Annotated in this window: 18 protein-coding genes; 5 read left to right on the forward strand and 13 right to left on the reverse strand. The window is 64.7% G+C overall.

All coding sequences use genetic code 11. From position 1 onward, the window contains the following. Position 1: 1 nt before the first annotated feature. From F9K20_RS05500 to F9K20_RS05520, 5 genes are all read right to left on the reverse strand, one after another. Entirely contained in the window at positions 2–2,716 is a 2,715-nt protein-coding gene (locus tag F9K20_RS05500) for an HAD-IC family P-type ATPase (RefSeq protein WP_290998301.1), read from the reverse strand. A 51-nt stretch (positions 2,717–2,767) separates the two neighbouring features. Beyond that, positions 2,768–3,034, reverse strand: a complete 267-nt coding sequence (locus tag F9K20_RS05505; RefSeq protein ID WP_290998303.1) for a hypothetical protein — start codon at positions 3,032–3,034, stop codon at positions 2,768–2,770. A 188-nt stretch (positions 3,035–3,222) separates the two neighbouring features. Next, complete coding sequence (locus F9K20_RS05510) at positions 3,223–5,955, reverse strand: bifunctional acetate--CoA ligase family protein/GNAT family N-acetyltransferase (RefSeq protein WP_290998305.1); 2,733 nt, start codon at positions 5,953–5,955, stop codon at positions 3,223–3,225. A 95-nt stretch (positions 5,956–6,050) separates the two neighbouring features. Beyond that, the gene (locus F9K20_RS05515) at positions 6,051–6,335 is read right to left on the reverse strand and encodes a PepSY domain-containing protein (protein ID WP_290998308.1); all 285 of its coding nucleotides are present in this window, start codon (positions 6,333–6,335) and stop codon (positions 6,051–6,053) included. A 69-nt stretch (positions 6,336–6,404) separates the two neighbouring features. Then, positions 6,405–6,860 carry a hypothetical protein gene (locus F9K20_RS05520; protein ID WP_290998310.1) on the reverse strand — a complete coding sequence of 152 codons (456 nt, stop codon included), beginning with the start codon at positions 6,858–6,860 and terminating at the stop codon, positions 6,405–6,407. A gap of 291 nt (positions 6,861–7,151) precedes the next feature. On the opposite strand from F9K20_RS05520, the gene F9K20_RS05525 reads away from it, so the two are divergent. Continuing rightward, positions 7,152–8,426, forward strand: a complete 1,275-nt coding sequence (locus F9K20_RS05525) for an efflux RND transporter periplasmic adaptor subunit (protein WP_290998313.1) — start codon at positions 7,152–7,154, stop codon at positions 8,424–8,426. A gap of 36 nt (positions 8,427–8,462) precedes the next feature. Continuing rightward, positions 8,463–11,675 (forward strand): CusA/CzcA family heavy metal efflux RND transporter, encoded by a 3,213-nt coding sequence (locus tag F9K20_RS05530; protein WP_290998315.1) that lies wholly within the window; start codon positions 8,463–8,465, stop codon positions 11,673–11,675. Between the two features lie 38 nt (positions 11,676–11,713). Here the strand turns inward: F9K20_RS05530 and F9K20_RS05535 are convergent, their stop codons facing one another. The 7 genes from F9K20_RS05535 to F9K20_RS05565 form a co-directional block, all read right to left on the reverse strand. Further along, positions 11,714–13,057: an aspartate aminotransferase family protein gene (locus F9K20_RS05535; protein WP_290998318.1), complete on the reverse strand. Its 1,344-nt coding sequence runs from the start codon at positions 13,055–13,057 to the stop codon at positions 11,714–11,716. A gap of 93 nt (positions 13,058–13,150) precedes the next feature. Next, a complete protein-coding gene (locus tag F9K20_RS05540; RefSeq protein ID WP_290998321.1) occupies positions 13,151–14,446 on the reverse strand; it encodes an O-antigen polymerase in 1,296 nt (431 codons plus the stop codon). 25 nt (positions 14,447–14,471) lie between these two features. Further along, the gene (locus tag F9K20_RS05545) at positions 14,472–15,737 is read right to left on the reverse strand and encodes a hypothetical protein (protein WP_290998324.1); all 1,266 of its coding nucleotides are present in this window, start codon (positions 15,735–15,737) and stop codon (positions 14,472–14,474) included. 76 nt (positions 15,738–15,813) lie between these two features. Then, complete coding sequence (locus F9K20_RS05550; protein ID WP_290998326.1) at positions 15,814–17,064, reverse strand: right-handed parallel beta-helix repeat-containing protein; 1,251 nt, start codon at positions 17,062–17,064, stop codon at positions 15,814–15,816. Between the two features lie 41 nt (positions 17,065–17,105). Next, positions 17,106–18,197: a hypothetical protein gene (locus F9K20_RS05555; RefSeq protein WP_290998329.1), complete on the reverse strand. Its 1,092-nt coding sequence runs from the start codon at positions 18,195–18,197 to the stop codon at positions 17,106–17,108. Positions 18,198–18,274: 77 nt separating this feature from the next. Then, positions 18,275–19,288 (reverse strand): glycosyltransferase family 1 protein, encoded by a 1,014-nt coding sequence (locus F9K20_RS05560; RefSeq protein ID WP_290998331.1) that lies wholly within the window; start codon positions 19,286–19,288, stop codon positions 18,275–18,277. Between the two features lie 143 nt (positions 19,289–19,431). Further along, positions 19,432–20,802 carry a GumC family protein gene (locus F9K20_RS05565; RefSeq protein WP_290998335.1) on the reverse strand — a complete coding sequence of 457 codons (1,371 nt, stop codon included), beginning with the start codon at positions 20,800–20,802 and terminating at the stop codon, positions 19,432–19,434. 348 nt (positions 20,803–21,150) lie between these two features. On the opposite strand from F9K20_RS05565, the gene F9K20_RS05570 reads away from it, so the two are divergent. Then, positions 21,151–22,341, forward strand: coding sequence for a glycosyltransferase (locus F9K20_RS05570; RefSeq protein WP_290998337.1), 1,191 nt, complete (start codon positions 21,151–21,153; stop codon positions 22,339–22,341). On the opposite strand, the gene rffA is transcribed toward F9K20_RS05570, so the two are convergent. Further along, positions 22,325–23,473 carry a dTDP-4-amino-4,6-dideoxygalactose transaminase gene (gene rffA, locus F9K20_RS05575; protein WP_290998340.1) on the reverse strand — a complete coding sequence of 383 codons (1,149 nt, stop codon included), beginning with the start codon at positions 23,471–23,473 and terminating at the stop codon, positions 22,325–22,327. The genes F9K20_RS05570 and rffA overlap by 17 nt on opposite strands. Before the next feature lie 174 nt (positions 23,474–23,647). Here rffA and F9K20_RS05580 point away from each other — a divergent pair, with 174 nt between their 5' ends. Beyond that, a complete protein-coding gene (locus F9K20_RS05580; RefSeq protein ID WP_290998343.1) occupies positions 23,648–24,706 on the forward strand; it encodes an NAD(P)-dependent oxidoreductase in 1,059 nt (352 codons plus the stop codon). After that, positions 24,688–25,575 (forward strand): sugar nucleotidyltransferase, encoded by an 888-nt coding sequence (locus F9K20_RS05585; protein WP_290998346.1) that lies wholly within the window; start codon positions 24,688–24,690, stop codon positions 25,573–25,575. Before F9K20_RS05580 ends, F9K20_RS05585 begins: the two co-directional genes overlap by 19 nt. The last annotated feature ends 108 nt before the right edge of the window (positions 25,576–25,683 follow it).

A 25,683-nucleotide genomic window follows, 5' to 3' on the forward strand; every position in this document is an offset into this window, starting at 1 on the left:
GTCAATCGATCTTCGGGCGCCGCGGCGCAGGAATTCGCAAGAGTTGCCTCAAAATCCGCGCGTCGAACCGTTTTTGCAGGCGCTTCTCGACTTCCAGAACGGCGAAGAGAGCGACCCCGGTCAAGATGACGACTATCCCACCCGCAAGCGGCACGGGACGCGTCTCGAAGATGCGGTTCAGCGCCGGCAAATAGGTGAATGCGAGCTGCAGTACGACGACGCTGCCGACACCCAGAATCACGGCGGGCGTTCCCAAAACGCCCTGCCAGGTGAGCGAGGGAGCGCGCAGGTAGCGGATGGTGAACAGGTAGGCGATCTCCATCACGACGATGGAGTTGACCACCATGGTGCGCGCCGTCTCGATCCCGAAGCCCTGGCCGACGGCCCACCCGAACACACCGAAGGCGCCGGCTGAGAACAGCAGCGAGACGAGCACCACGCGCCACACCAGAAACTTCGACAGCAGCGGCTCGGTCGGCGAGCGCGGTGGGCGGCGCATGATGTCGGGCTCGGCCGGCTCGAAGGCCAACACCAGGCCGAGGCCGACCGCGGTCACCGTGTTGACCCACAGAATTTGCACGGGCGTCAGCGGCAGCGTGAGGCCGAACAGGATCGCCCACACGATGATGAAGGTTTCGCCGCCGCTGGTCGGCAGGGTCCAGCCGATTACCTTGGTGAGATTGTCATAGACGGCCCGCCCCTCGCCCACCGCGGCCACGATGGAGGCGAAGTTGTCGTCGACGAGCACCATCTCGGCCGCCTCCTTGGCCGCCTCGGTGCCGTTGCGGCCCATGGCGACGCCAACGTCGGCGCGCTTCAAGGCCGGCGCGTCGTTGACGCCGTCGCCGGTCATGGCGACGATCTCGCCCGCGGCCTGCAGGGCCTCGACCAGGCGCAACTTTTGCTCCGGCGTCGTGCGCGCGAATACGCAGGTCTCACCAACCAGCCGCCGCAGCTCTGCGTCATCGAGCCCGTCGAGGCGGCGTCCGGTGACCGTAGGGCAGCTCGCATCGATGCCGAGCTGCCCGGCTATCGACTGGGCGGTCACGGCATGGTCACCAGTAATCATCTTCACGCCGATCCCAGCGGTGCGGCACTCGGCAATCGCCGCCACGGCTTCCTCGCGCGGCGGATCGATGAGACCGACGATGCCTTCGAAGACGAGGTCGTCGACATCGGCGAATGCGAGGTGCTCGGCCGCGTCTGCACTCTTGGATGCCACGGCCAGTACGCGGTATCCCGCGCGGGCGAGGTCCTCGACTGCATCCTCCCAGTACGAGCGGTCAATGTCGGCAACCCCACCCGACTGCAGTTGGCGGTCGCACATGTCGAGAAGCTGCTCGGGCGCCCCCTTGACGCAGAGGAACGAACGGCCGTCGTGATCGCGATGCAGCGTCGCCATGTACCGATGCGCCGCATCGAAGGGTATCTCGTCGATGCGCGGAAAGTTTTTGCGCAGCATCTCGGCGTCATAGCCCGCCTTGATGGCCACCACGATCAGCGCGCCTTCGAGCGGATCCCCATCGACGGCCCATCCGCGCTGCGTCTGATGCAGGGCCGCCTCGTTGCACAGGGCGGCCGTGCGAAGGAGGCGCATGAAGGCTGGATCGCGCTCCGGATCGATTTCGGACCCGGCCAGCGAGAACCCACCGTGTGGCGTGTAGCCGACCCCGCCGACGACGTAGGCGCGCTCGGCCGTCACGATGCGCGTCACCGTCATCTCGTTCTTGGTGAGCGTCCCCGTCTTGTCCGAGCATATCGTCGACACGCACCCCAGCGCTTCGATCGCCGGCAGCCGACGCAGGATCGCGTTGCGCCTCGCCATGCGCTGCACGCCGATCGCCATGGTGATCGTCGTGACCGCCGGCAAGCCTTCCGGGATGGCTGCGACCGCCATGCCGACGACGATCATGAAGGCTTCGTTGACCGCATAGCCGCCCACCAGCCACGCATAGGCGAAAGTCAGAAGCGACAGCGCCAGGATGGCGGTCGTGGCGCGGCGCGCGAAAACGTTCATCTGCCGCAGCAGCGGCGTCTGCGGCTCCTCGACGCGCTCGAGCAGGGCAGTAATGCGGCCGAGCTGCGAGGCCTTGCCGGTCGCCGTTACGATCGCCGTGCCCTGCCCCGCGACCACCAGCGTGCCGGAGAACGCGAGTGAGCCACCGTTGTCGACGGCGCTCGCCTCTGCCGCCGGCGATGGCGTCTTACCGACGGCGAGCGATTCGCCGGTGAGGATCGATTCATCGATCAGCAGGTTGCGTGCCTTTATGAGGCGCGCATCGGCCGCCACGCGGTCTCCGGCCTCGAGGAGCAAGACGTCGCCGGGCACCACCTCGCTCGCCGCGATATCCAGCCGATGCCCGTCGCGGCGAACGGAAGCCCGCGGAGCGATCATGCTGCGGATGGCATCGAGCGACCTCTCGGCGCGCCCCTCCTGGATGATCCCCACTGCCGCGTTGACTACCACAACGGCGAGAATGACGGCGGTGTCGACCACGTGGCCGAGGAGAGCGCTTATGGTGGCCGAGCCGAGCAGCACGTAGATCAGCGGGTTGGTCAGCTGCTCGAGGACCCGGCGCAGCATCCCCTTGCGCTTGGCCGCGGGCAGCGCGTTCGGTCCGTATTTGTCGATAAGGGCGGAGGCTTGCGCGCTCGTCAGCCCTGCCGGCTGGGCGCCGACGACGGAAATCGCTTCAGCGGGCGCAGCGCTATCCATAACAGCCGCTAGCTCGCGCACTATAACGGTTGGCTCGGAGCATGGCTGCCTTCAGTGGAAATGTTCCGGGTGCGACTCCAGGAAATGCCGCAGCGCAGCAAACAGCTCACAGGCGTGCTTGCGATCGCCGCGCTGCAAGGCGGCACGGATGTCCTCGACAATCATGCGGTGGATCTTGTCGGGGCCGCGCCGTTGCTTGAGGAGGTACTCGGCGAGCGCCGCCGCGGCGATCTCCGGCACGTGCTCGTGCTCGGCGATTGCCAATACCTCCGCCTCCGTAAGTCCGCAGAGCGCAATGCAATCTTCCAATGTGATCATGGCTTTACTCCTGCTTGAGCATGCCGGTTTGACCAATCGAAGCATAGGGCGGCAGGGTCGGCATTGAGCGGGCGCAAAGGGTGGCGCGCATTCAACCGCGAGTTTGCCACCGCCTGGGGGGCGGAATCCATCGCTTCCGGAGGAGGCCGATCGGATCCTTACCGGTACATAAGCATCGTGCGCGAAGCCTAGCTCGCCGGCACCAACGCGAGACTGACCCGGAACAAGCGGGCATGCGGATCGAGGACCGCGGTAAATCCTAGCTCACTGCACAATTTCAGCATTGTCGTGTTGGCGGCTAAAACGTCACCGAAGAGCTCGCTGAGGCCCTCGGCGCGTGCGTAGGCGACCAGATGCTGCATCAACGCGTATCCCAGTCCCTTCCCTTTCAGGTCCGAGCGCACGATGACGGCGAACTCGGCGCGCCGGTAGTCGGGATCGGCGATCAGCCGCGCCACCCCCAGCAACTCGTCGCGAGCGGCGGCAACGAACGCCATCTCGCGAGCGTAGTCGATTTGCGTCATGCGGGCGAAGAAGCGGAACGTCCGCTCGGGCGCCGCCGTGAAGAAGCGCATGCGCAGATCGTCGGGCGAAATCTTGGCGAAGAACCTTTCATACTGCGGCTCATCGTCGGGGCGGATCGGGCGCAGCGTGAAGCTGCCCACATCCGCGAGCGCCGCAGTCCGCTCCCATTCCACAGGATAGGGACGCACGGTGAGCGGCTTGCGCGGTGTCACAGCAGGATCGGCAATGCCCACGCGCGCGTCGAGCGCCACGACCCCGTGCTCGTCGGCGAGAAGCGGGTTGATGTCGAGCTCGCGGATCTCGGCGTGCCGCGCAACGAGATAGCTGAGGCGTACCAGAGCGAGCGCGATGGCCTCCAGGTTCGCCGCCGGTCGGTCGCGATATCCCTTGAGAAGACGGTAGACGCGCGTCTCGCGCATCATCTGGTAGGCGAGCTTGAGGTCGAGCGGCGGCAGGGCGTGCGCGGTGTCGGCGGTCACCTCGACGGACGTGCCGCCGGCGCCGAACATCATCAGCGGCCCGACGGTCGCATCCTCGCTGGCGCCGACGATCAGCTCGTGCGCGTTCGCGCGCTCGACCATCGCCTGGACGGTAAAGCCGCGGATGACGGCAGACGGGCGCAACTGGCGCACGTTGCCCAGCATCTCCTCGGCCGCCACCCGCGCCTCCCGCGCCGAGGTGATGGCGAGGCGCACGCCTCCCACGTCCGACTTGTGCGTGATGTCGTCGGAGACGATCTTGATCACGCACGCGCGATGATCCCTGAGAATTTCGCTGGCGCGCAACTCGACCTCGGCAGGATTGGCGGCCGTCAGCGTCCGCACGCATGGAATGCCGTAGCTCGTCAGCAGATTCTTCGCTTCGGCCTCCGACAGCATGCTGCGCCCGGCCGCCAGCGCTTCTCTGAGGATGGCCTCGGCTGCCAGCGCATCGAACAGCATGGCTCCGGGTGCCGACGGGGGAACCTGCATCAGCTCGTCTTGCGCGCGCCGGTAGCGCACGAGCTGCATAAACCCTTCGACCGCCGCCTCCGGCGTCTCGAAGGTCGGAATATCGCTTTCACCGAACATGCGGCGGCTGCTTGTCGCCGCAGCATCGCCAAGCCAGCTCGTCAGTATCACCTTGCGCGGGCGATCGCCCTCGTGGGCCGCAGCCTCGCTGACGACGATCCTTGCCGCAGCCTCGCTGGAGGCGAGTGCCGTCGGACAGTTCATGACCAGCAGCGCATTGGTGGCATTGTCGGCGAGCAGCGCCTGCATGGCGGCGCCATAACGCTCCGGGCCCGCGTCGCCGATGATGTCGACGGGGTTGCCCCCTGACCACGTGGCCGGAAGCACCTCTTGCAGGCGCGCGATGGTGGATGCAGGCAGCTCAGTGAGACGGCCGCCGAGGTCGGCCAACGCGTCCGTCGCCAGCACGCCGGCGCCACCGCCGTTGGTCAGAATGGTCAGGCGCTCGCCCGAGAGGGCTGGCGCCGCTGACAGGATTTCCGCTGCATCGAACAGCTGGCGCAATTCGTTGACGCGCAATACGCCGGCCCGTCGGAAGGCGGCATTGTACGCCGCGTCGGAGCCCGCCAGAGCACCGGTGTGCGACTTCGCCGCCTTAGCCGCGGTCGCACTGCGCCCCGCCTTCAAGATGATCACCGGCTTGGCGCGCGAGGCGCGCCTGGCGGCCGAAACGAACTTCGCCGCCGCAGTCATCTGCTCCATGTAGATGAGGATGGCGCGGCTGGTGGTATCGCCGGCGAGGTAGTCGAGGAAGTCGCCAAAGTCGACGTCGGCCATGTCGCCCAAGGAAATGACCTGCGACAGCCCGATCCCGCGCGTCGCCGTCCAATCGATGATGGCCGTGACCAGCGCTCCCGACTGCGAAATGAACGCAAGGTCGCCGGCCACCGGCATCCGGTGCGCGAAGCTCGCGTTGAGGCCGATGTGCGGAAGAAGCAGGCCAAGGCAGTTCGGGCCCTGGATGCGCAAGCAGCACGGCCGCGCGGCATCCAGCATGGCCTGGCGCAGCGGGCCGCTGATGCCGGCGGTGATGACGACGGCGGCGCGCGTCCCGCGCACGACCGCTTGCCCGATGACCGCCGGCACGGTCGCCGGCGGCGTCGCCACCACAACGAGATCGGGCGCTTCGGGCAAAGCATCGAGGGAAGCAAAGCAGGGCACGCCGTCGATCGATGCGTGGCGTGGGTTGACGAGCCAAACCGGACCCGCAAAGCCGCCATGCAGCAAATTATGCGCGATGATCGAGCCGACGGTGCGCGGCTCGGGGCTCGCCCCGACCAGAGCGACCGAGCGCGGAGCGAGCAGCTTTTCGAGGTTCCTGACGGTCACGGGGCCCTGCGTGAAGGAAGGCTGCAAACACGGCTTGTAGAGGCCGCAGTTTCCCATGCGGTTAACTCGGCCCGCGGCCGCTGGCATTGAGGTGGCTCAAGCGCCGCGGACAAGACACAGCGGCCCGTGACAAGAAAGACTCTGCGTCGACCTCACTCGTCGTGCGTTTGGACGAGCTGCAGATCGACCGGGTTGTAGAACAACTCGTGCGGGTTGCCGTCCTTGTCCTTGACGTGGACCTCGTAGCACGATCCCTCGACCTCGGACGTGGTCACGGTGTACCCCGCGGCCGTAGCGGCCGCCTCCGCTTCGGCCTGTGGCTGCCACTTGTCCTTCGGCTCCTTGGTGCAATCCTCGAAGCCATGCGCCAGTGCGGGGGCTGCTACGACCAGTGCCGCGAGCGTCAATATCGTGGTCTTTAACGCTTCAGTCGTCATTTGGAATCCTCGCAAACAAGGTTTTCGAAACAGTGCGCTACCGACATCGCGGCGGTGGCAACGCGCAAACTATACTTTCTGCCGCAAGATTATAGCATCTGGTTTCGGGTGCGGCGCCTTGCCCTTGACGAATGTCAGATAGGCAGGTTTGGTGTGCATGTGAGCAGGATCGTCAAGAAGGTCATGATTGCGGCGCTGTTTGCCGTGGCAATGCTCGGCGGCGGCGAGCTGCCGATCCTGCACGCGCCGCAATTTGCCGAAGCGCATGCCTTTGTTCACACGCATATGCATGATCCGTCGGCACCCGGCCATCACGCTCATCCGCACGACATTGCGGCGGATGACCCGGCCCACGATCACGACGACAACATACCGGCCAGCGATCCCGGCTGTACGCATGTACATGCCCACTGTTTTGCCCCCACGGCAATCCTCGTGAACGGCACGCTGCTGCCGATCGCTGCCGATCACGGGCAGTTGCACATCGAGCGCAACAGCGCCCTCCCCTATGGGCAGCTGGCGCATCCTCCGCTTCGACCTCCGCGCCTTACGGCATGATCCGGGGCACGCCGCGCAAGTCGGCGTGCTTCCGATGGTCAGCGCAATGATGCCTTCGGATGATGCGCCTCGCGCGCATGGTCCGAATGGCCGTCAACCACCGGAAGAGACCGGAAGTCCATCGCGCTGATCACGACGCTTACTCAAGCTTCGGGATGCCTACATGACGCGCGTTCTGAATATTGGATTTCGCTCGCTCCTCACCGCGACCTCCGAACCTGCCGGCCCCATGAGACCCTCGTCGAAATGAGCACCACAATGCGCCAGTTTCTCACACTCGTTCTCACAGCTCTGCTGTTTGCCGGCGTTGGCATGGCAATCAGATCGGGAAGTGAAGACCACGATCGCGGATCGCACGAACACGCTGCTCAAGAGCATGCAGATGCCGCGGCGCCAGCTGAATTCGAGCGCGGCCCGCATCGAGGCCGCATGCTCCGCGACGGCGACTTCGCCCTTGAAATTACGATCTTCGAGGAAGGCGTTCCGCCTGAGTTTCATGTCTATCCGTTTCTCGCGGAAAAGCCGCTTCAGCCGTCTGATGTCAAACTTGACATTGAACTGGGTCGTCTCGGCAACCGTGTTGATAAGATCACGTTCGCGACACAGGAAGATTACCTGAAGAGCGATCAAGTCGTCGTCGAACCCCATTCGTTTGACGTTCGCGTGCGCGCAGAGCGCAACGGCAAAACGTCTGAATGGAGCTACCATTCGTACGAAGGGCGCACGCAGATTTCGGCGAAAGCGGCGGAGGCAGCCGGCATCAAAGTCGAGAAGGCCGAGCCGGCGCTGATCAAGGACATTATCGAGGTGACCGGAGTCATCTCGCTGAACGAGGACCGCAATGCCCGGGTTGGCGGCCGCTTCCCGGGTGTCGTCAAGTCGCTCACAAGGACGGTCGGGCAAAGCGTACGTGCCGGCGAAGTTTTGGCGACGATCGACCGCAACATCGCCCTCCAAGACTATTCCATCGTTTCTCCTATCGACGGTGTCGTTGTCACGCGCCCGGCCAGCATCGGAGGCACAACAACGGCCGACACGGTGTTGTTCGAAATCGCCGACCTTTCGACGGTGTGGGCCGAACTGCACGTCTTCGGGCGCGACCGCGAGCGCGTCCAAGTTGGACAATCCGTGGTCGTCGAGAGTCACGACAAGATGACGCGGGCGGAAGGCACCGTCTCCTACGTGACGCCCGTCGCGGAAGCCGCGAGCCAAGCCGTCGTCATCCGCGTGGTGCTGGATAACAAGGATAGGAAATGGTTCCCCGGGACTTTTGTACGCGGCTTTCTGACAGTCTCCGAACGCAAGGTCCCGCTAGCGGTGAAAGCGTCCGGACTGCAGCGCTTCCGCGACTTCACCGTCGTCTTCGCGCAGGTTGGTGACACTTACGAGGTCCGGATGCTGGATCTCGGCGCCTCGGACGGCATGTGGACGGAGGTGCTGGGCGGCATCGAGCCCGGCCAAGCTTACGTGGCCGAAAACAGCTTTCTCATCAAGGCCGACATCGAGAAATCCGGGGCGAGTCATGACCACTAATAACTGCCGTCCGTCGTCGGCCCGGAGAAACAACTCATGATCGAGCATCTCGTACGGTTTTCCATCCATCGCGCTTGGCTGGTCATGCTGGCGGTTCTGGGTCTGGCAGCGCTTGGCGTCTACAATTTTCAACGGCTGCCCATCGACGCTGTCCCCGACATCACCAACGTGCAGGTGCAGATCAACACCGAAGCGCCGGGGTATTCGCCGCTGGAGGCCGAGCAGCGGATCACATTTCCGATCGAAACCGCGATCGCGGGGCTGCCTAGCCTTTCATACACGCGATCCCTGTCGCGCTATGGGCTGTCGCAGGTAACCGTCGTCTTCGAGGATGGAACCGACATCTACTTCGCGCGCCAGCTCGTCAACGAGCGCCTGCAGCAGGCTCGCGGCCAAATTCCCGAGGGCCTCGACCCCATTATGGGCCCGATCGCCACCGGGCTCGGCGAAATCTTCATGTACACGATCGAGCCTGAGAATGTCCGGCAGGGACCGAATGGAAAGTCCTGGACGGCAACAGATTTGCGCACGATCCAGGACTGGGTCGTCCGCCCGCAGTTGCGCACCGTGCCCGGCGTCACCGAGGTCAACACCGTCGGCGGCTACGTCAAGCAATTCCACATCACGCCGCTGCCGGGAAAGCTGACGAGCTACAATCTGGGCCTTGGCGACATTGCGCGTGCTCTGACCGCGAACAACTCGAATGTCGGCGCCGGCTATGTAGAGCGGCGTGGCGAGCAATATCTGATCCGCGTGCCCGGCCAGGTCTCAGGACTCGAGGACATCCGGGCAATCGTCGTAGCCATGCGCGACGGGCTCCCCATTCGCGTGCGGGACGTTGCGGACGTCCTGCTGGGATCGGAGCTGCGCACCGGTGCGGCCACCGAGAACGGCCGCGAGGTCGTGCTCGGCACGGTCTTCATGCTGGTGGGGGAGAACAGCCGCAGCGTCTCACAGCGCGTCGCGGCGAAGCTGGAGAAGGTTGCCGACAGCTTGCCGGAGGGCGTCACCGTCAAGACCGTCTATGATCGGACTACCCTCGTCGACCGCACGATCAACACGGTCAGGACGAATCTGCTCGAAGGCGCCTTGCTGGTCATCGTCGTCCTGTTTGCGCTGCTGGGCAACTTCAGGGCTGCCATCCTGACCGCCGCCATCATTCCCCTGTCGATGCTTCTGACCATTACCGGCATGGTGCAGAACCGTGTCTCCGGAAACCTCATGAGCCTCGGCGCGCTCGACTTCGGACTGATCGTCGACGGCGCAGTCATCATCGTCGAGAATTGCCTGCGCCGCTTTGCACAAGTGCAGCGTTCGCTCGGCAGGCTCCTCACGCGCAAGGAGCGCCTCGATCTCACCGCCGAAGCAACGGTCGAGGTCATGAGACCAGCGCTGTTCGGCGCCTTCATCATCACCGTCGTCTATTTTCCGATCTTCGCGCTCACCGGCGTCGAGGGCAAAATGTTCCATCCCATGGCGCTAACCGTGGTCATGGCGTTGCTCGCGGCGATGCTGCTGTCCGTGACTTTCGTGCCGGCGGCGGTTGCTCTATTCATCACGGGAAAAGTCGTCGAGCGCGAAAGCCCGATCGTTCGCGGCGCCAAGTGGATCTATCAGCCGCTTTTGAAATTCGCGATCAACTGGCGCTACCTGGTGGCTGCCGCCGCCGCGGCTTTCGTCATTTATTGCGGCGCCTTGGCGACCCGCCTCGGCAGCGAGTTCATTCCGAACCTGGACGAAGGCGATATCGCACTGCATGCTTTGCGCATACCGGGTACGTCGCTGACGCAGGCTCTCGCGATGCAGACCGACCTGGAAAACGTCGTCAAAGGCTTTCCGGAGGTCGACCGAGTATTTGCCAAGCTCGGCACCGCTGAGGTTGCCACCGACCCAATGCCGCCAAGCGTCGCCGACAACTTCGTAATCATGAAGGATCGGACCCAGTGGCCAGATCCGAAGAAGCCGAAGTCCCAGCTCGTCGCCGAGATGGAGGCGGCCGTCCGCCAGGTTCCGGGCAACAACTACGAGTTCACGCAACCGATCCAGATGCGCTTCAACGAGCTGATCTCCGGGGTTCGCAGCGACCTCGCCGTCAAGGTGTATGGTGACGACCTGGAGCAGCTCATCGCCGCCGGTAAGCGCATCGAGGCCGTGCTCAACCAGGTACCGGGAGCCGCCGACGTGAAGATGGAGCAGGCGACGGGGCTCCCCTTGCTCACGATCACGCCCGACCGAAGCGCGATATCCCGGTACGGCCTCAACGTGGCGGAGCTGCAGTCGACAGTCGAGGCGGCCCTCGGTGGCAAAGTCGTCGGCCAGGTGTTCGAGGGCGACCGCCGTTTCGATATCGTGCTCCGCCTACCCGAGGACGTGCGAACCGATCTGGATCGCCTCGGGCGTTTGCCGATCCCCTTACCAGAGTCCAAGCAAGAGTTGAGCGCCCCAGGTCTGGCCCGTTCGGTCGCGATGCACGCGCCAGGCTATGTGCCATTGAGGGAGTTGGCGAAGTTCGAGGTTGCCCCCGGGCCCAACCAGATCAGCCGCGAGAACGGCAAGCGCCGCGTCGTGGTGACGGCCAACGTCCGCAGTCGAGATCTCGGCTCCTTCGTCGAGGAGGTGAGGACGCGGGTTCGCGGCGAGGTCGAACTGCCGGCAGGGTATTGGGTCGACTATGGCGGCACATTCGAGCAATTGTTGTCTGCGACCGCCCGCCTGCAGATCGTCGTCCCGCTCGCCCTGGGACTCATCTTTGTTCTGCTCTTTACAGCCTTTGGCTCGATAAGGGAGGCCCTCGTCGTCTTCAGCGGCGTGCCGCTGGCGTTGACGGGCGGCGTGCTGGCGCTTTGGCTGCGCGACATGCCGCTCTCGATCTCCGCGGCGGTGGGCTTCATCGCTCTATCGGGTGTGGCCGTTCTGAACGGCATCGTTATGCTGTCCTTCATCTCGCGGCTGCGCGAAGAAGGGGCCGAGTTGGAGCCTGCTATTGTCGAGGGCGCGATGACGAGGCTGCGTCCCGTGCTGATGACGGCGCTTGTCGCGGGCCTGGGGTTCGTGCCCATGGCGCTCAGCGTTGGAGCCGGCGCGGAGGTTCAGCGGCCGCTCGCCACGGTCGTAATCGGCGGCATTATTTCGTCGACCATATTGACGCTCATCGTTCTACCCGCGCTATATCGTCTTGCTCAAAGCCGCATGTCGTCGGTCGCTGATCGCGCCGAGGACCCTCCGCAGCAGCCGGCCACCGCTAAATAGAGAGGACCAGCGGATGGTGACCAATCGTTCGGCAAGCCCTAGTCCGCCACGGACTTGAGCACACCGCTAAGGACGTCGATCAACTCGTCGATCTCGCGCTCCGCGATGATCAGCGGTGGCGCCAGCGCGATCACGTCGCCTGTGGCGCGCACCAGTATCCCGCGCCTGAAGGCTTCGACGAAGCGCGCATGCGCGCGCTTGCCGGGATTGTCGGGGACGGGGTCGAGCTCGACGGCGCCGATCAGCCCGATGTTGCGCACGTCGATGACGTGCGGCAGGCCCGCGAGGGAGTGGACTGCATCCTGCCAATAGGGTGCCAGCTCGGCAGCGCGGGTGAGCAGGCCCTCCGCCTGCAGCGTATCGAGCGTGGCGATGGCCGCCGCGCAGGCCAGCGGATGCCCCGAGTAGGTGTAGCCGTGCGAGAGCTCGATCGCCGACTCCGGTCCGCTCATGAACGCATCGTAGATCTTCGAGCGCACGAACACGGCGCCCATCGGCACTGCCCCGTTGGTGATGCCCTTGGCGGTGGTGATGATGTCGGGCTCGATAGCAAAATACTCGGCGGCGAAGGGCGCTCCGAGCCGCCCGAAGGCGGTGATCACCTCGTCGAAGATGAGGAGGATGTCATGGCGGGCGCAGATCGCCGCGAGGCGCTGCAAATAGCCCCGGGGCGGAATGAGAACCCCGGCCGAGCAGGCGACCGGCTCGACGATGACGGCGGCAATGGTCGAGGCATCGTGCAGCGCGACCAGACGTTCCAGGTCGTCGGCCAGCTCGGCGCCGTATTCGGGCTCGCCGCGGCTGTACGCATTTCGTGTTAAGTCATGCGTATGCCGCAGGTGATCGACGCCGGCGACCAGCGCACCGAACATCTTGCGGTTGGCCGCGATGCCGCCGACCGCCGTCCCGCCGAGATTGCTGCCGTGGTAGCCGCGTTCGCGCCCGATCAGCCGCGTCTTCGCCCCGTTGCCCTTTGCCCGGTGATAGGCGAGCGCGATCTTGAGCGCCGTGTCGACGGCCTCCGACCCGGAGTTGGTGAAGAACACGTGATCGAAACCGGGCGGCGCGATGTTGACCAGCCGCGAGGCGCACTCGAACGCCTTCGTATGCCCCATCTGAAAGGTGCCGGCGAAGTCGAGCTCGCCCGCCTGCCGGCGGATGGCCTCGACGATCCTCGGCCGACAGTGGCCGGCGGTGACGCACCACAGGCCCGATGTTCCGTCGAGCACGCGGCGCCCGTCGTCGGTGAAGAAGTGGGTGCCTTCGGCGCGCGCGAACAGGCGCGGCGCCTGCTTGAAGCTGCGGTTGGCCGTGAAGGGCATCCACAAGGCGGAGAGGTCGTTGGTCTTCGCCGCTGCCCAAGCCACGCGAGTGTTTGTCATGGTGAGTGCTTCTTTCAGTGCTGCCTGCACGCCTAGGAGCGACGCCGATGGGGCCTTGCCGATTGATGCGCGGCTGCTAGCGATCCAATGTCGCTATGGCAGTGCCAGCCGTGCGGTTGCCGTGTGGCGGCGCATCTTAGCCCGCTTGCCCCAGCCTACATAGGCGATGCCCAGGCCAATCACGGCGGCAATGCTTCGCCCATCGTACAGGTAGCCGATCCGCAGGATTTCGAAGAACGAGTAGAAGACGATGGGATAGATGTACTGCAGCAGCCCCCGCGATTGCTCGAATGCACGATACGCCAGTCCGGCGAACAAGCCATAGGCTGCCAAGAACAGCACGCCGCCAAAGACGCCCCAGTCGTGATAGACGATCAGGATCCCGGTCGGATTGTTGAATTCATCCGTGGCGTACTCCTTGAGGAACGTTTCGAATGCAGCGCCACTGTCGGCGCCGACCAGATCGGCCAAGGCAGGGCCGATAAGCGGAAAGCGGTACAGCCACAGCAGGCTCCATTCGCCGGTGAATGTTGGCCACGCACTGTGGTCGAGGAACCCACAGAAGTTGTTGACCGACGTGATGTAGTAGAGGCCGAAGCGCTCCAGCGCGAATTCGAGCAGGCTGTCGTACTCGTACTGGTAATGGTTGATCCACGAGCGGTTGTATTCGAACAGGGTGAAGAATACGGGGCTGGCACCGAGGATCAGCAAGGGCAGCGTCTGGCGGAAGATGCGCAGCGGCCTCGCGCCGGTCAGCTGCGCGCCCTTGCAGAGGATAACCAGCAGCGGAATTGCAACCTCGACAAGGGCGATGCGCTCGGAGTTGACCAGGGCGCGGAAGATCGCGGCCCCCATGATGATCGCCAAGAACACGTCGAAGCGCCTCGGCAGACGTTCGCCATTTACGAATTTTCTAATCGCGTAAATGCACACGTAAGCCACGCCGAATTGCGTGAGCGTGGTGATGCCCGGCAGTCTTGTCGACAGCTCCCGCACGTCGTAGACGGCGCCGCTCTCAGCCGTGATGGCACCCAACAGCACCTCGGGCGCCGACGCCAGCATCGGCCCGAACCAAATCGCATAGGCCGTCAAGCACGCGATAAACAGGAAATCCAGCGCGCCGTTGCCGAAGCTGACACTAGGTGCACCCGAGTTGCCTCGCGCGCCCACCAAGGCAAATACGGTCAGGATTAGGAGCCCGCCGAGAAACAGGGCGGCATAGTAGGCATTGAAGAACACCGGCGCCGAATAGTTGGCGCGATTGTGATTGATCACATCGGCGGTGTAGAGGCACACCACGATCGCGATCGGTAGGACGACGATGGCAAGAAGACGGGCTGGGTGGACCCACCACGGCGAAGCCCGTTGTACCACCGCGCCGCCTGCCACGCCTTCGACGGCTGCTTGGCTGGAACTAGCTAGCGACATGCGCGACGGCCCCCTGCTTCTCACTGCTGGCAAGCCGTACGGCCGTTCCGCAGGCGACGATTCCCCTCAAGACGATCGACTGCGCGAGGATTGACAGCGCGATCGCCTCTGCTCCGAGGCTTCCCACTGCGATCAGGGAGATCAAGAGCTGCACGACAAGGCTGGCGCTCGAGGCGAGCGTCCACCACCTCTCGCCGTTCAGCGCCACGAGCGCCGAGCCGGCCGGCGCTCCTATCGAAGTCACGACGGCCGCCCCGAGCAGGATCACGAACGACGCGGTATCCAAGGGCTGGGCAACGCCGGGCAGCCGCTGCAGGATGAGCAGCCCGACCAAAATTGCCGCGATGTATAGCGAGCCGATGCCGCCCGAGAGATAGGTGAAGCGCGCCAGCAACGCCCGGAACTTGTCCCAGGCATGCTCCCGCGCGTGACGGACGAGGTCCGGCATGAAGTGCATATTGAGGGCGTGGATGACCACGTAGGGGACGGCGGCTATCTTGCGCGCCAGCTCGAAGCTGGGAATTGCGGTCGCAAGTCCGAAGCTGTTGAGAAACACAATCGGGATGTGCTCGGTCGTCGACAACACCGCGCCGCTGGCCAGAAAGTGCCGAACGGCGTTGAAGTCGTCCCGCCAATCGACGCGCCCCAGGGCCAGCGGGCCGACGAGGACGCGCCATCCTGTCGCCCCCCCCACGAGCAGCATCGAAGCTGCACCACAGCCGCCATAAGCTACGATTTGACTGAGCGCCACGTTCCAGAAGTCATCGACCAAGCCTGTGGCATGCACGCAGACGATCAGCGTTGCATGCAACAACGGTGGAAGCACGTAGAACAGAAGAACAGCCGCGTTCTGATGACCCGTGGCCACCAGGCTGCCCTCCTGCATCCGCGCTAGGGCGGACACTGCCACCATGACTGCTACGAGGGCCGCATCGGTCCATGACCATATGGAGACGGTGGCGCCCACGGCGAGCACTGCCGCGCATGCAAGTACGTATGCATGCACCATGCTGGTCCCGCGCGGATTCGCGACCTCGCCGTCGTTATGCAAGAGGGCGCGCAGGTACCCCTGACTGATGAACTGGGTGATGGGGCCGATGAGCATTAGAGCCAACGCATAGTTGGCCATCGCGTGGCCATACTCGGCGCGATCCAGCCAGACGAGGGCGATCAGCGGTGGAAGCGTCCCCGCGGCCCCGCCCAGGATGCGGAGCGCTATCGTCGCCAGCATGTCGCGGTCAGGCAGCTGCATTGTGCGGTCTCAGTGGCTGTCCGAGGCGTGGATCAGTATGCATTGCGGGGGGCTACGCCTCTACGCGACATGACGATCATGGTGACCGGCAGTCCGGCGGGTTCGTTTGTGGCGCATCGACCTCGTTGCCGGAGCAGCTGGCGATTGGGCGCGCGCATGTGGCATCGACGACGGCTATCCCTACGCCGCCCATCCTATGCACGCTGTTGTCGGCGATGGTTACGTCGCACACGCCGCCGAGCAGCCGGATTCCGTCCGTCCGGCCGTCAACGACGGTGTTGCCGCCGATCAGCACCTGCCGCACCTGCAATTCGGGAACCGGCGCGACGTGCGCATTTACGTCGATCGCGGCTTGCCCCGTCTGATGGTCGTCGGGCCAATCGAAGCGCTTGGCGATCTCCGACACGGAATTATCGAGGATCAGCACCCGCTCGACACCATAGGTGTCGTAAGAGTCTTCGCGGGTGATGATGATACCGGCCGCACGCCCGGTGCCGGCTACCTTGTTGCGCCGAACGACGACGTCGGCGGACCCGACAACGCTGATGCCGCGCGCCCACGAGACCCCTGATACGAGGTTGTCCTCGATCAGAATGCGGCTGCAGCGGGGCCCGTCGCGGTAGGAAACGACGGCGATGCCATCATCGCCCGTGGCATCGGTGGCATTGCGGGCGATATAGCCCATCGTGGCGCCGTGCGTGCTGTGGATGCCGTCGGAAAGCGTCGCTGAAACCTGATTGCCGACGATGGCGTAGCTGCGGGCGCCGAAGATCATGATGGCGGCCGAGGTCGAGCCGCGGATACGATTATCGATGACCTTCGTCCCCCGACCCTGCACGACGACCCGTGACTGCTCGAGCATGGTACCGCGTCGAACCGTTTGTGCCGTTAGCTCGAGTCCGCGCAGCTCGCTGCCCTCGCCATCGAGCGAGATGCACATGTCGTCGGGGTTGCTGGCGTGCAGCCGCGCGCCGCGACCGAGAAGGCGCACGTGACGGTGGCTAAGGCGCAGACAACGCATTTGCACGAATACGCCGCCGTCGAGCACGAGCGTTCCCCCACCCGACAGGGAGTCGAGCAGGGCCTGCAGCGCTGGCGTATCGTCTGTGACGCCGTCACCGATGACGCCCTGCGCTCGCGCATCGATAACGGGAAGCTGGCCCCAGATGTGAGCATCCGCCTCCGCCAGCGCATCGAATTGGTCCACGTCGCGCGCCAGTTGGATGGCCCAGGCGGGCCAGGTCACGGTCGGCGCCATGGAAGCCCACGAGGCGCCGGCAACCGAGCTGCCGATGAGCATGAGCCCCAGCAGTCTGGGGGCTCTCATCCTGGCCCCACGCTGCACGCCGCTCGTGGGCGGACCTCGCATCAGACCCTCGTGTCGGGATAGGCCTTCGGAGCAAGCAGCCGCGCGGTAACCTCGGCCCACGACAGCGCCGGCTGGCCGGAGAAGTGTCCGCTGGCCAGTGCGCGTCGTATCGCCTCTGCGATCGATGCGGGGTCGCCGGGCACATAACCGAAGCGGCCCGGGTAGCTGCCGACCGCCGCCTCGGGGCAAACGGCTGGGACGCCGAGAATCCCCATGTAGGCCAACTTCTGCGACGACTCCGCAAAATAGGGATCGAGGCCGCGGGGGTCGTAGGGCGCTATTCCGAACTCGGCGTGACGGAAGAAGTTCAGCACGCTTTCGAAGGGTACCTCTGGATAGACGCGGACGTTGGTCCGCTGCAGGCCGACAGCCTTTGCCCCGCACCCCAGCAGGTGAAACGTAATGTGCGGGAACGCTTCGGCGGCGACGGCAAAGAAGCTTGGATCGAACAGGGTCGAGCCGGCGGTAACCGCGTTCACGCCGCCCTCGTACGGCGACGGAGCGGCCGCGAGGCCGCCCGGCTCGACACCGTAGGGCAGGCAATAACCCGGGACGTGAGCCGAGAACTTTGCGGCGAGACGCCGCGACGGTGAGAAGACCCAGTCGTAGCGGCCGATCGTTCGGTCCAGCTCCACCCGCAGCGCCGGCGAGCACCCGATGGCATCGAGATCATCGGATGCAAAGTAGGCAATCCGTGCCGTCGGATTGGCGCGCTTGATGGACTCGAAGAAGATGATCGGCAGACCCGACTCGATGAGGATATAGCGGCTGTTCGCTGCCCACTCGCACAAGAGTGCAGGCGCGCGCCGCGCGTAGGATGCGAACAGCGACGCTGCAAGCCCATCGAAAACGCGCGCCCGCAGGTTGATTGGATGCCCCGCAGTTCTCCACAAATAGCAGTCGACGCCGTCGATGTTTTCGACCTGGTTGCTGCGCGCCCACAAGGGCACGCGCGCATCCATGTTCAAACGCGACAGGTAGCTGAAGCCGACCGAGAAGAACCGCACTTTGCCGTGGGAGCGAAGCTGATCGGCATAATGATGCAGGTTCACCTTGCGCAGGGTGCGATAGTCGTGCCGTGTCACGATCAAGAATGGACCGCGCTGCCAATCTCGGTCCGTCAACTCAGCTGGGGCGGCGCCCGCAGCCCGGGGCTCAGGGCACGCGCTCATCGACCAGCCGCCACGTCAGAGAGCAGAGGAAGGAGCTTGAGGGCGCTGGTGCGCCACGCATAAGTGGCAGCGCGCGCCCGCCCGAGCTCGATGAGCTTCTGGCGCCAGTCGGCGTCGCAGCACAGCCGCTCGACGGCGGCGACCCACGCTTCGGTGTTGTGGGGGTCGCACAGAACGGCCGCCTCACCCAGCACCTCCGGCATCGCCGGCGCGTTCGAGGCCACCACGGCGCACCCCAAGTGCATGGCTTCGACCGCTGGCAAGCCGAACCCCTCGTGCAGCGACGGAAAGAGAAAACACTGTGCGCCGCGAAACAGGAGTGCGAGGTCGTCATCCGAGACGCGTCCTACGTGGATGACGTTCGCAGATAGGTTGTCCTCCGCCTGACCGAAGATGCGGCTATTGCTGCCACCCGCGATGATCACGCCAATCCCCATCGGCGCCAGCCTGTCGGCCAAGGTGTAGATCAGGCCCATGTTCTTGTTGGGCGACCTGCTTCCGAGCGCGAACACGTAGCGCGCCGGGAGCTTTGCCGCATCGAGCCGGGATTGCTCGGGCGACCACTGCGACGCGTGGTCGGCGCCGTTGTAAGTGATCGCATCGCTTGGCCGGTCGGCAGCGCCGCATGCGACGAGCTCATCGCTCGAGCACTGGGAGACAGTCACCCAGCGCTGGCTGAGTCGAATCGACAAGGGTTGCAGCACCCGATAGGCGATCCGAAACACGCGCGAATAGTTGTGCGGCACGAGCCAGATGTGCGCATCGTGCACGCACGTCACATTCCGAGCTCCAAGAATCGGCGCAAGGCTGCAGAGGTTGAGCACCACGTTGCCCCGGGCGAAGAGGGGCAACTCGATCTGCTCCCAGGCGTAGCCAGAGGCGCGACCCACTTCGACCGTCTGTATCTCAGTGAGGGGAAAGCCGACCGTCGTTCCCTTCGGCACGGCCAGGCAAGCGCGCAGCCCCTCGGCCAGCGGGTGACGCTCAGCAATCAGCGCATCAATCGCCATGACGATCTCCCGCGCAAAGCGCTCGACACCGGTGACCGGACGCCCAGCAAAGCGCCCGTTGATCACCAGGCGTCGCTCACTATTGAAAGCAGATTTCATCGCCCCCGCGCGCGCCGCAGGCTCGGTGACGGTCTGGAGCACGGTCAGTTCCTTCCACGCGCCGGTGGGGCTGACAGCAATACGTAACCGATCCCCAGTATCAAGCCTGCGAATGCCGCCATCAAGAGAAGGCTGCCACGCGGGCTCGAAGGCCGGTTCGGCGGCACGGCGGCAGAGATGATACGCGTGCTGGAGGTGTCGACACCGCCTTGGGCACCGATCTCCTTGGCGCGTGTCAGGAAGGCTCGATATATCTCACGATTGGATTCGGCCACTCTTTCGAGCTCGCGTAGGCGGACCATCGCCCCATTCGACCGGATCGTTACGTTCTTCAACGCTTCGAGATCCGTCTGCAAAGTCTTCTCGCTCGCCAGCGCGCGATTGTACTCGGTGCGGGTGGCGTCGGCGATCCGCCGCAACTCCTCGGCGATCAGGCGGCGGTAGCCGTTGCGCTGCTCGCGGAGAACTTGGGTATCGGGGTGGCGCGGGCCCAGGAGCGCGTCCGCCGACGCTTGCCGGCGAACGACTTGCGCGTACTGGGCGCGTAGGCTTGCAATCGTCGGAGACTGCACAGCCTCTAGGCTCGCATCGGAATCGATGCCTCTCGCCAGCAACTTGTCGATCTCCTCGACGCGGGCGCGCAGCAGGACCACGTTTGCGTGCTCGGCGCTGAGGCGGCTATTGAGCTCCTCGAGCTGCTGGTCGCTCATCAGTCGCGCGGCGGACCCTATCAGGTTGTTTTCCGCCTTGAAGCGTTCAACCGCATCCTCCGATTTGCGTACGCGGTCCGCGAGCTCGTTGAGGTGCGACGTCATCGCCTGCTCGACGCGTTCGGCGGCGTTCTGGCGCGCGCTCACCTCACGCTCAATGTACAGATTGGCCATAGCGTCCACGATACGCGCCGCCTTGATCGGATCCTCGCTCAGGACCGACATCACGATGACGTAGCTGCGGCTGGCGCGATGGACATCGATGGCACGCTGCAGAGTGCGCATGGCCCGGGTCTGCCTGTCCTCCTCCCGCGCCGGAGAGATCGAGCGCCGAACCCGATCCAGCAGGTTCGGCGGGCGCACGAATTCGGGATCCGCGTCGAGGCGCAGGCGATCGACGACCATCCGCAGCACGGCCTCCGATTGCGCGATCCGCGACTGACTTTCGACCAGCGACGTCGCCACCTCGCTCGTTTCCAGGCGCGGGGTCACATCATTCTGCACCACCTGCAAGCCGCGCGGGTCGAGGAAGATCTCCGTGCTTGCCCGATAGCGCGCGGGCACGACCGCGAGATAGGCGACCGCGGCCGCCACGAGACACGCCGTGATCACCAGGATCACAACCGCGCGTGCGCGCAGTTGCGCCGCGTAGCCTCTAAGCTCGCTGCTCCAAAACGACTCTAGATGCGCTGTTTCCGCGGACATCTCACACATTTCCCCCTCGCAGCGGGTGCATCGTGGATCGCCGTCATCGCCGACCTCGCCGGGGATCAGGGCTCGGGCCCTTAGCTGATGCCGGTTGCGTCCAGGGACTGGCTAGGAGCGCTGCGACTGTCCCAAAACAATATGGCGCGCCGCACGGGGCACGCACCTTTACTGTCGGTTAGCGTTAACCCGCCGCACGGGTGCTCCGCCTCGACTCACAGCTCGATAAAACTCATTCTTCACTCTGAGGCGAGGCCGCGACATCGGCGTCCTCCTGCCTGAGCGAAAGTATGCGATGAACGTCGCCTCGCAGGGCTACCAAAAAGCGTCTCGCATACGGTCAATATCGTGAAAATTCTCCACGTCAGCGAAAGCCTGATCGGCGGCCCTGCTTCCTACCTGCAGGAAATATTGCCGTTTCAGACTCGTGAATTTTCCGCCGAGAATGTCGCCCTTCTCGCACCCACCCCGCACCTCGAGCAGCTAGCCGGACAGTTCAACGGCGTCGTCGAGCCCTACAACCGCAGCGGCCGCAACCTCGCCTCCCTGTGGCGCCTGGCCGTGGCCTTGCGCCGAACTCTGCTGCGCGAGCGCCCTGATATCGTGCACTTCCACAGCAGCTTTGCCGGCGCCATCGGCCGCCTCACCCTGCTTACGGTGCGGCCGCGGCCAAGGACGCTCTATTGCGCCCATTGCTGGTCATTCGACCGCACACGCCGGACACCCGCCGTCCGGCTGTGGCAGGTCGTCGAGCGATGGCTTTCGCGCTTCACCGACCGCATCATCAACTTGTCGCCGCACGAGCAGGACCTGTTGCGCGGCGCCGGCTTCCCTATGCAGCGCGTCGCCCTGGTCGTCTCCGGCATCGCCGACATAGACCCTAGCCGGCGCCCCCCGCCTGCAACTCGGCCGAGCGGCGCGCCGCTGCGCATCCTTTTCCTCGGGCGCTTCGACGAGCAGAAGGGCGCCGACCTGCTCGTCGATGATCTGGCCTCCGTCGATCCCGCCCGCGCGACCGTCGATCTGGGCGGCGGGCGAGTGCTCGACGGGCCTGAGCTGACGATCCCTGCTGGCGTGACCATGCTCGGCTGGGTACAGCGCGCCGAGCTCCCCGAGCTCCTGACGCAATACGATGCCGTCGTCATGCCATCGCGGTGGGAGGGATTGTCGATCTGGGCGCTCGAGACCCTGCGCTCCGGTCGACCGCTCATCGGCAGCAATCGCGGCGTCTTCCCGTACATCATCGAGGACGGGGTGAACGGCATCATTATCGACATCGACCGGCCCGGATTCCTCAATCGCGCTATCGCGGTGTTGGAGAAATCCGATCTCCCCGCCATGGGGGCAGCCGCCCGCCGCACCTATGAGCAGACGTTCCACAGCGACCACATGAATGAGGCGCTTGTTGCCGTCTATCGCGAGCTGGCTGGCGGTCGGCCACAAGGGACGGACGCCGTGCAGGGTGCCGCTAGTGCGGCATACCCACCTGCAGTACGCGATGTGGCTTCGAGGAGCGAGGCCGCTAAGCGCCGACTTTAGCGCGCAGCGCTTCTAGCAGCGCCTCGACGGCCAATTCGGCGGCTGTGCCCATCCCGTACCACAGCGGCAGCCGCACCAGTCGGTCGGGAAGCGTATCGGTGTTCGTCATGGCGCCATGCGTGCGCGTCAGCTTCTTCCCCGCCGGTGAGGAGTGCAGCGGAATATAGTGGAACGTCGCGGAAACGTTTCGCGCCTTCATGTCGGCGATGACGTCGTTGCGCAGCTGCTGGCTCGGCAGCAGCACGTAATAGATGTGGGCATTGTGAGTACACTCCACCGGCACGATGGGACGCCGCAGCAGCCCTGCCTTTTCCGCCTCGGCGAGCGCGGAATGATAGAAGCTCCACGTGGCCATGCGGTCGGCAATGATGGCCTCCGCCTGCTCCAGTTGCGCCTGCAGGAAGGCGGCGGTGATCTCGCTCGGAAGCAGCGAGGAGCCCTTGTCCACCCACGTGTACTTGTCGACCTGGCCGAGCATGAAGGCGGTGCGGTTGGTCCCCTTCTCGGCGATCACCCGCGCCTTCAGGTATGGCACCTTGGGTGACAGCGCGATGGCGCCACCCTCGCCGCTGACGATGTTTTTGGTCTCGTGGAAGCTGAAGCAGCCCATATCGGCGAGAGCACCGGCGGGGCGCCCCTTGTAGGTGGAGAGGATCGCCTGCGCGGCATCCTCGACGACCACCAGGCCGTGGTGGCGGGCAATGGCGTTGATGGCATCCATGTCGGCACACACGCCAGCATAATGAACGACGAAAATCGCCTTCGTGCGGGGCGTTATCGCGTCCTCGACAAGCGCCTCATCGATATTGAGCGTGTCGGGACGCATATCCACGAACACGGGCGTTCCGCCCTGCATTACGACGGCATTTGCCGTCGACACGAACGTGAACGAGGGCATGATCACCTCGTCGCCGGGGCCGATGTCGCACAGCATCGCCGCCAGCTCGAGGGCTTTCGTGCATGACGTCGTCAGAAGCGCGTTGGGCACCGACAGTCGCTCGCAGATCCAATTCTGGCACCAGCGCGAATGCACACCGTCGGCGGCGAGATGCCGCGACTGAAGGGCCTCGGTGATCAACTCGATCTCGCGGCCGACGATCGGGGCGCGGTTGAATGGGACTGCAGGGTGCACGCTATCCTCGTGGTGATGATGTTTGCGCGACCACCGCGGCAGCATGCTTCGTGCCGCCGATTTTTCGGTCCGCGCGAGGGTTAAGTATAGTGAGAGATTGACCCTCCGCACCGGCACTCTGCGCGCATAGTTTATGCGTCATCCGGTTGGGACAAGAACGTGAGCAGGCGGGGAATGAAGAACAAGACAATCTTGGTCACTGGTGCCGGCGGCTATATCGGCTCGGTCCTCGTTCCGCGTCTGCTCGAAGCCGGCTCGAACGTCATTGCCGTCGACCGATTCTTCTTTGGCGGGCAGCGTCTGCCGGCCCACCCCAATCTAACGAGGCTGCGCACCGACGTGCGCACGCTCGAGCCCTCCGTCTTCGAAGGTCTCGACGCCGTCGTCGACTTGGCCGCTCTCTCCAACGATCCTCTCGGCGATGCATTCACCGACGAGACGTGGGAGATCAACCATCAGTCGCGTGCCCGCAATGCTCGCTTCGCCAAGTCCGCCGGCGTTCCCCGCTATGTCATCCCCTCGTCCTGCTCGATCTACGGCTTCTTCCCGCCCTCGCAGATCCTCGACGAGGACTGCACGCCCAACCCGCTCACCGTCTATGCCAAGGCCAACCTAGCCGCCGAGCAGGACATCCGGCCGCTGGCGTCGAGCGATTTCGTGGTCGGCGTCATCCGCTTTGCGACGCTGTTCGGCGTCAGCCCGCGCATGCGCTTCGATCTCGCCATCAACGGCATGACCGAGACGGCCTGGCGTACCGGCAAGCTCGCCCTGATGCGCGACGGCACCCAGTGGCGCCCGATGATCCACGTTCGCGATGCCGCCCGCGCCATCGAATTCATGCTCGATGCCGATGCCGATGCCATCAACGGCCGGGTCTTCAACGCCGGCTCCAACGAGCTGAACGTGCAGATCCGCGCGCTAGCCGATCGCGTTGCGGCGCTGGTGCCGCGCGATGTCGAAATCGACTGGTATGGCGACCCCGATACGCGCTCCTATCGCGTCGCCTTCGACCGCATCGCCGCGCTCGGCTACACGACCACCGTCAGCATTGAAGAGGGCGTCAAGGAGATCGTGGCCGCGCTGGAGGCAAAGACGCTTACGCGCAGCCTCGACACGCTGACCCTCGATTGGTATCGCGCCCTCGAAGAGTGGCGCAGCCGTATCGAGCAGGTCGTCATCGAGGGAAGGATCATCAAGCGCGTTGGAGTGCTTCCGTGCGCGGCATTATTCTAGCCGGTGGACGCGGCACGCGGCTGCTACCGGCGACGGGCGTCATCTCCAAGCAGCTGCTGCCCGTCTACGACACGCCCATGATCTTCCATCCCATGGCGCTGCTGATGAGCGCTGGCGTGCGGGAAATTTTGCTGATCTCCACGCCCGATAACCTCGGCGCCTTCAGTGCCCTGTTCGAGGATGGGTCTCAGCTCGGCATCTCGGTCTCCTATGCCGCACAAGCCGAGCCGCGCGGCATTGCCGAGGCGCTGATCATCGCCGACGACTTCGCCGCGGGCGGTCCTGTCACGTTGGCTCTGGGCGACAACATCTTCCTGGGTGGCGCGACGGCGCAGCTGCTGCGCAATGCATTTCATCGGCCGGTGGGAGCGACGCTGTTCGCCACGCCGGTTGCCAACCCGCAAGCATTTGGGATCGTAGCCTTGAACAGCGCCGGAGAAGCGCTGAGCATCGAAGAGAAGCCGCGCAACCCGAAATCGAGCTACGCCGTGACCGGGCTCTATGTCTACGACGGCACCGCCGCGGCGATTGCCGCCTCGATCAAGCCCTCGGCGCGCGGCGAGCTCGAGATCACCGACGTCAACAATGCCTATCTGGCCGGCTCGAAGGTGTTCGTCGAAACGCTGCCGCAGAGCGAAACCTGGTTCGATACCGGCACGCCGGATTCGCTCCTCGAAGCCAGCCTTAAGGTTCGCAAGCTCGAGACCGAGACGGGACGCAAGATCGCCTGCCTTGAAAGCATCGCTCTCGGCGCGGGGTGGATTACCCCTGATGCCGTGCGCGCGGCGGCCCAGCGCTGGTCGGGCAGCGCCTATGGCCGCGCGCTCGAGCGCGAGGCGACCGTCGCGCACGCTCTGGAGCGGTCGTAAGCGCCCCATCGCGCCGCGGCCGACTCTCGGCTTCCAGCCCTACGCCAGGCAATCGTCGGTGGCAGCGCGATCCCCGCCCATCAGCCCGGAAACCGCCGCTTTTTAACC

It is taken from the genome of Hyphomicrobium sp. (assembly GCF_009026145.1).
Taxonomy (GTDB): domain Bacteria; phylum Pseudomonadota; class Alphaproteobacteria; order Rhizobiales; family Hyphomicrobiaceae; genus Hyphomicrobium_A.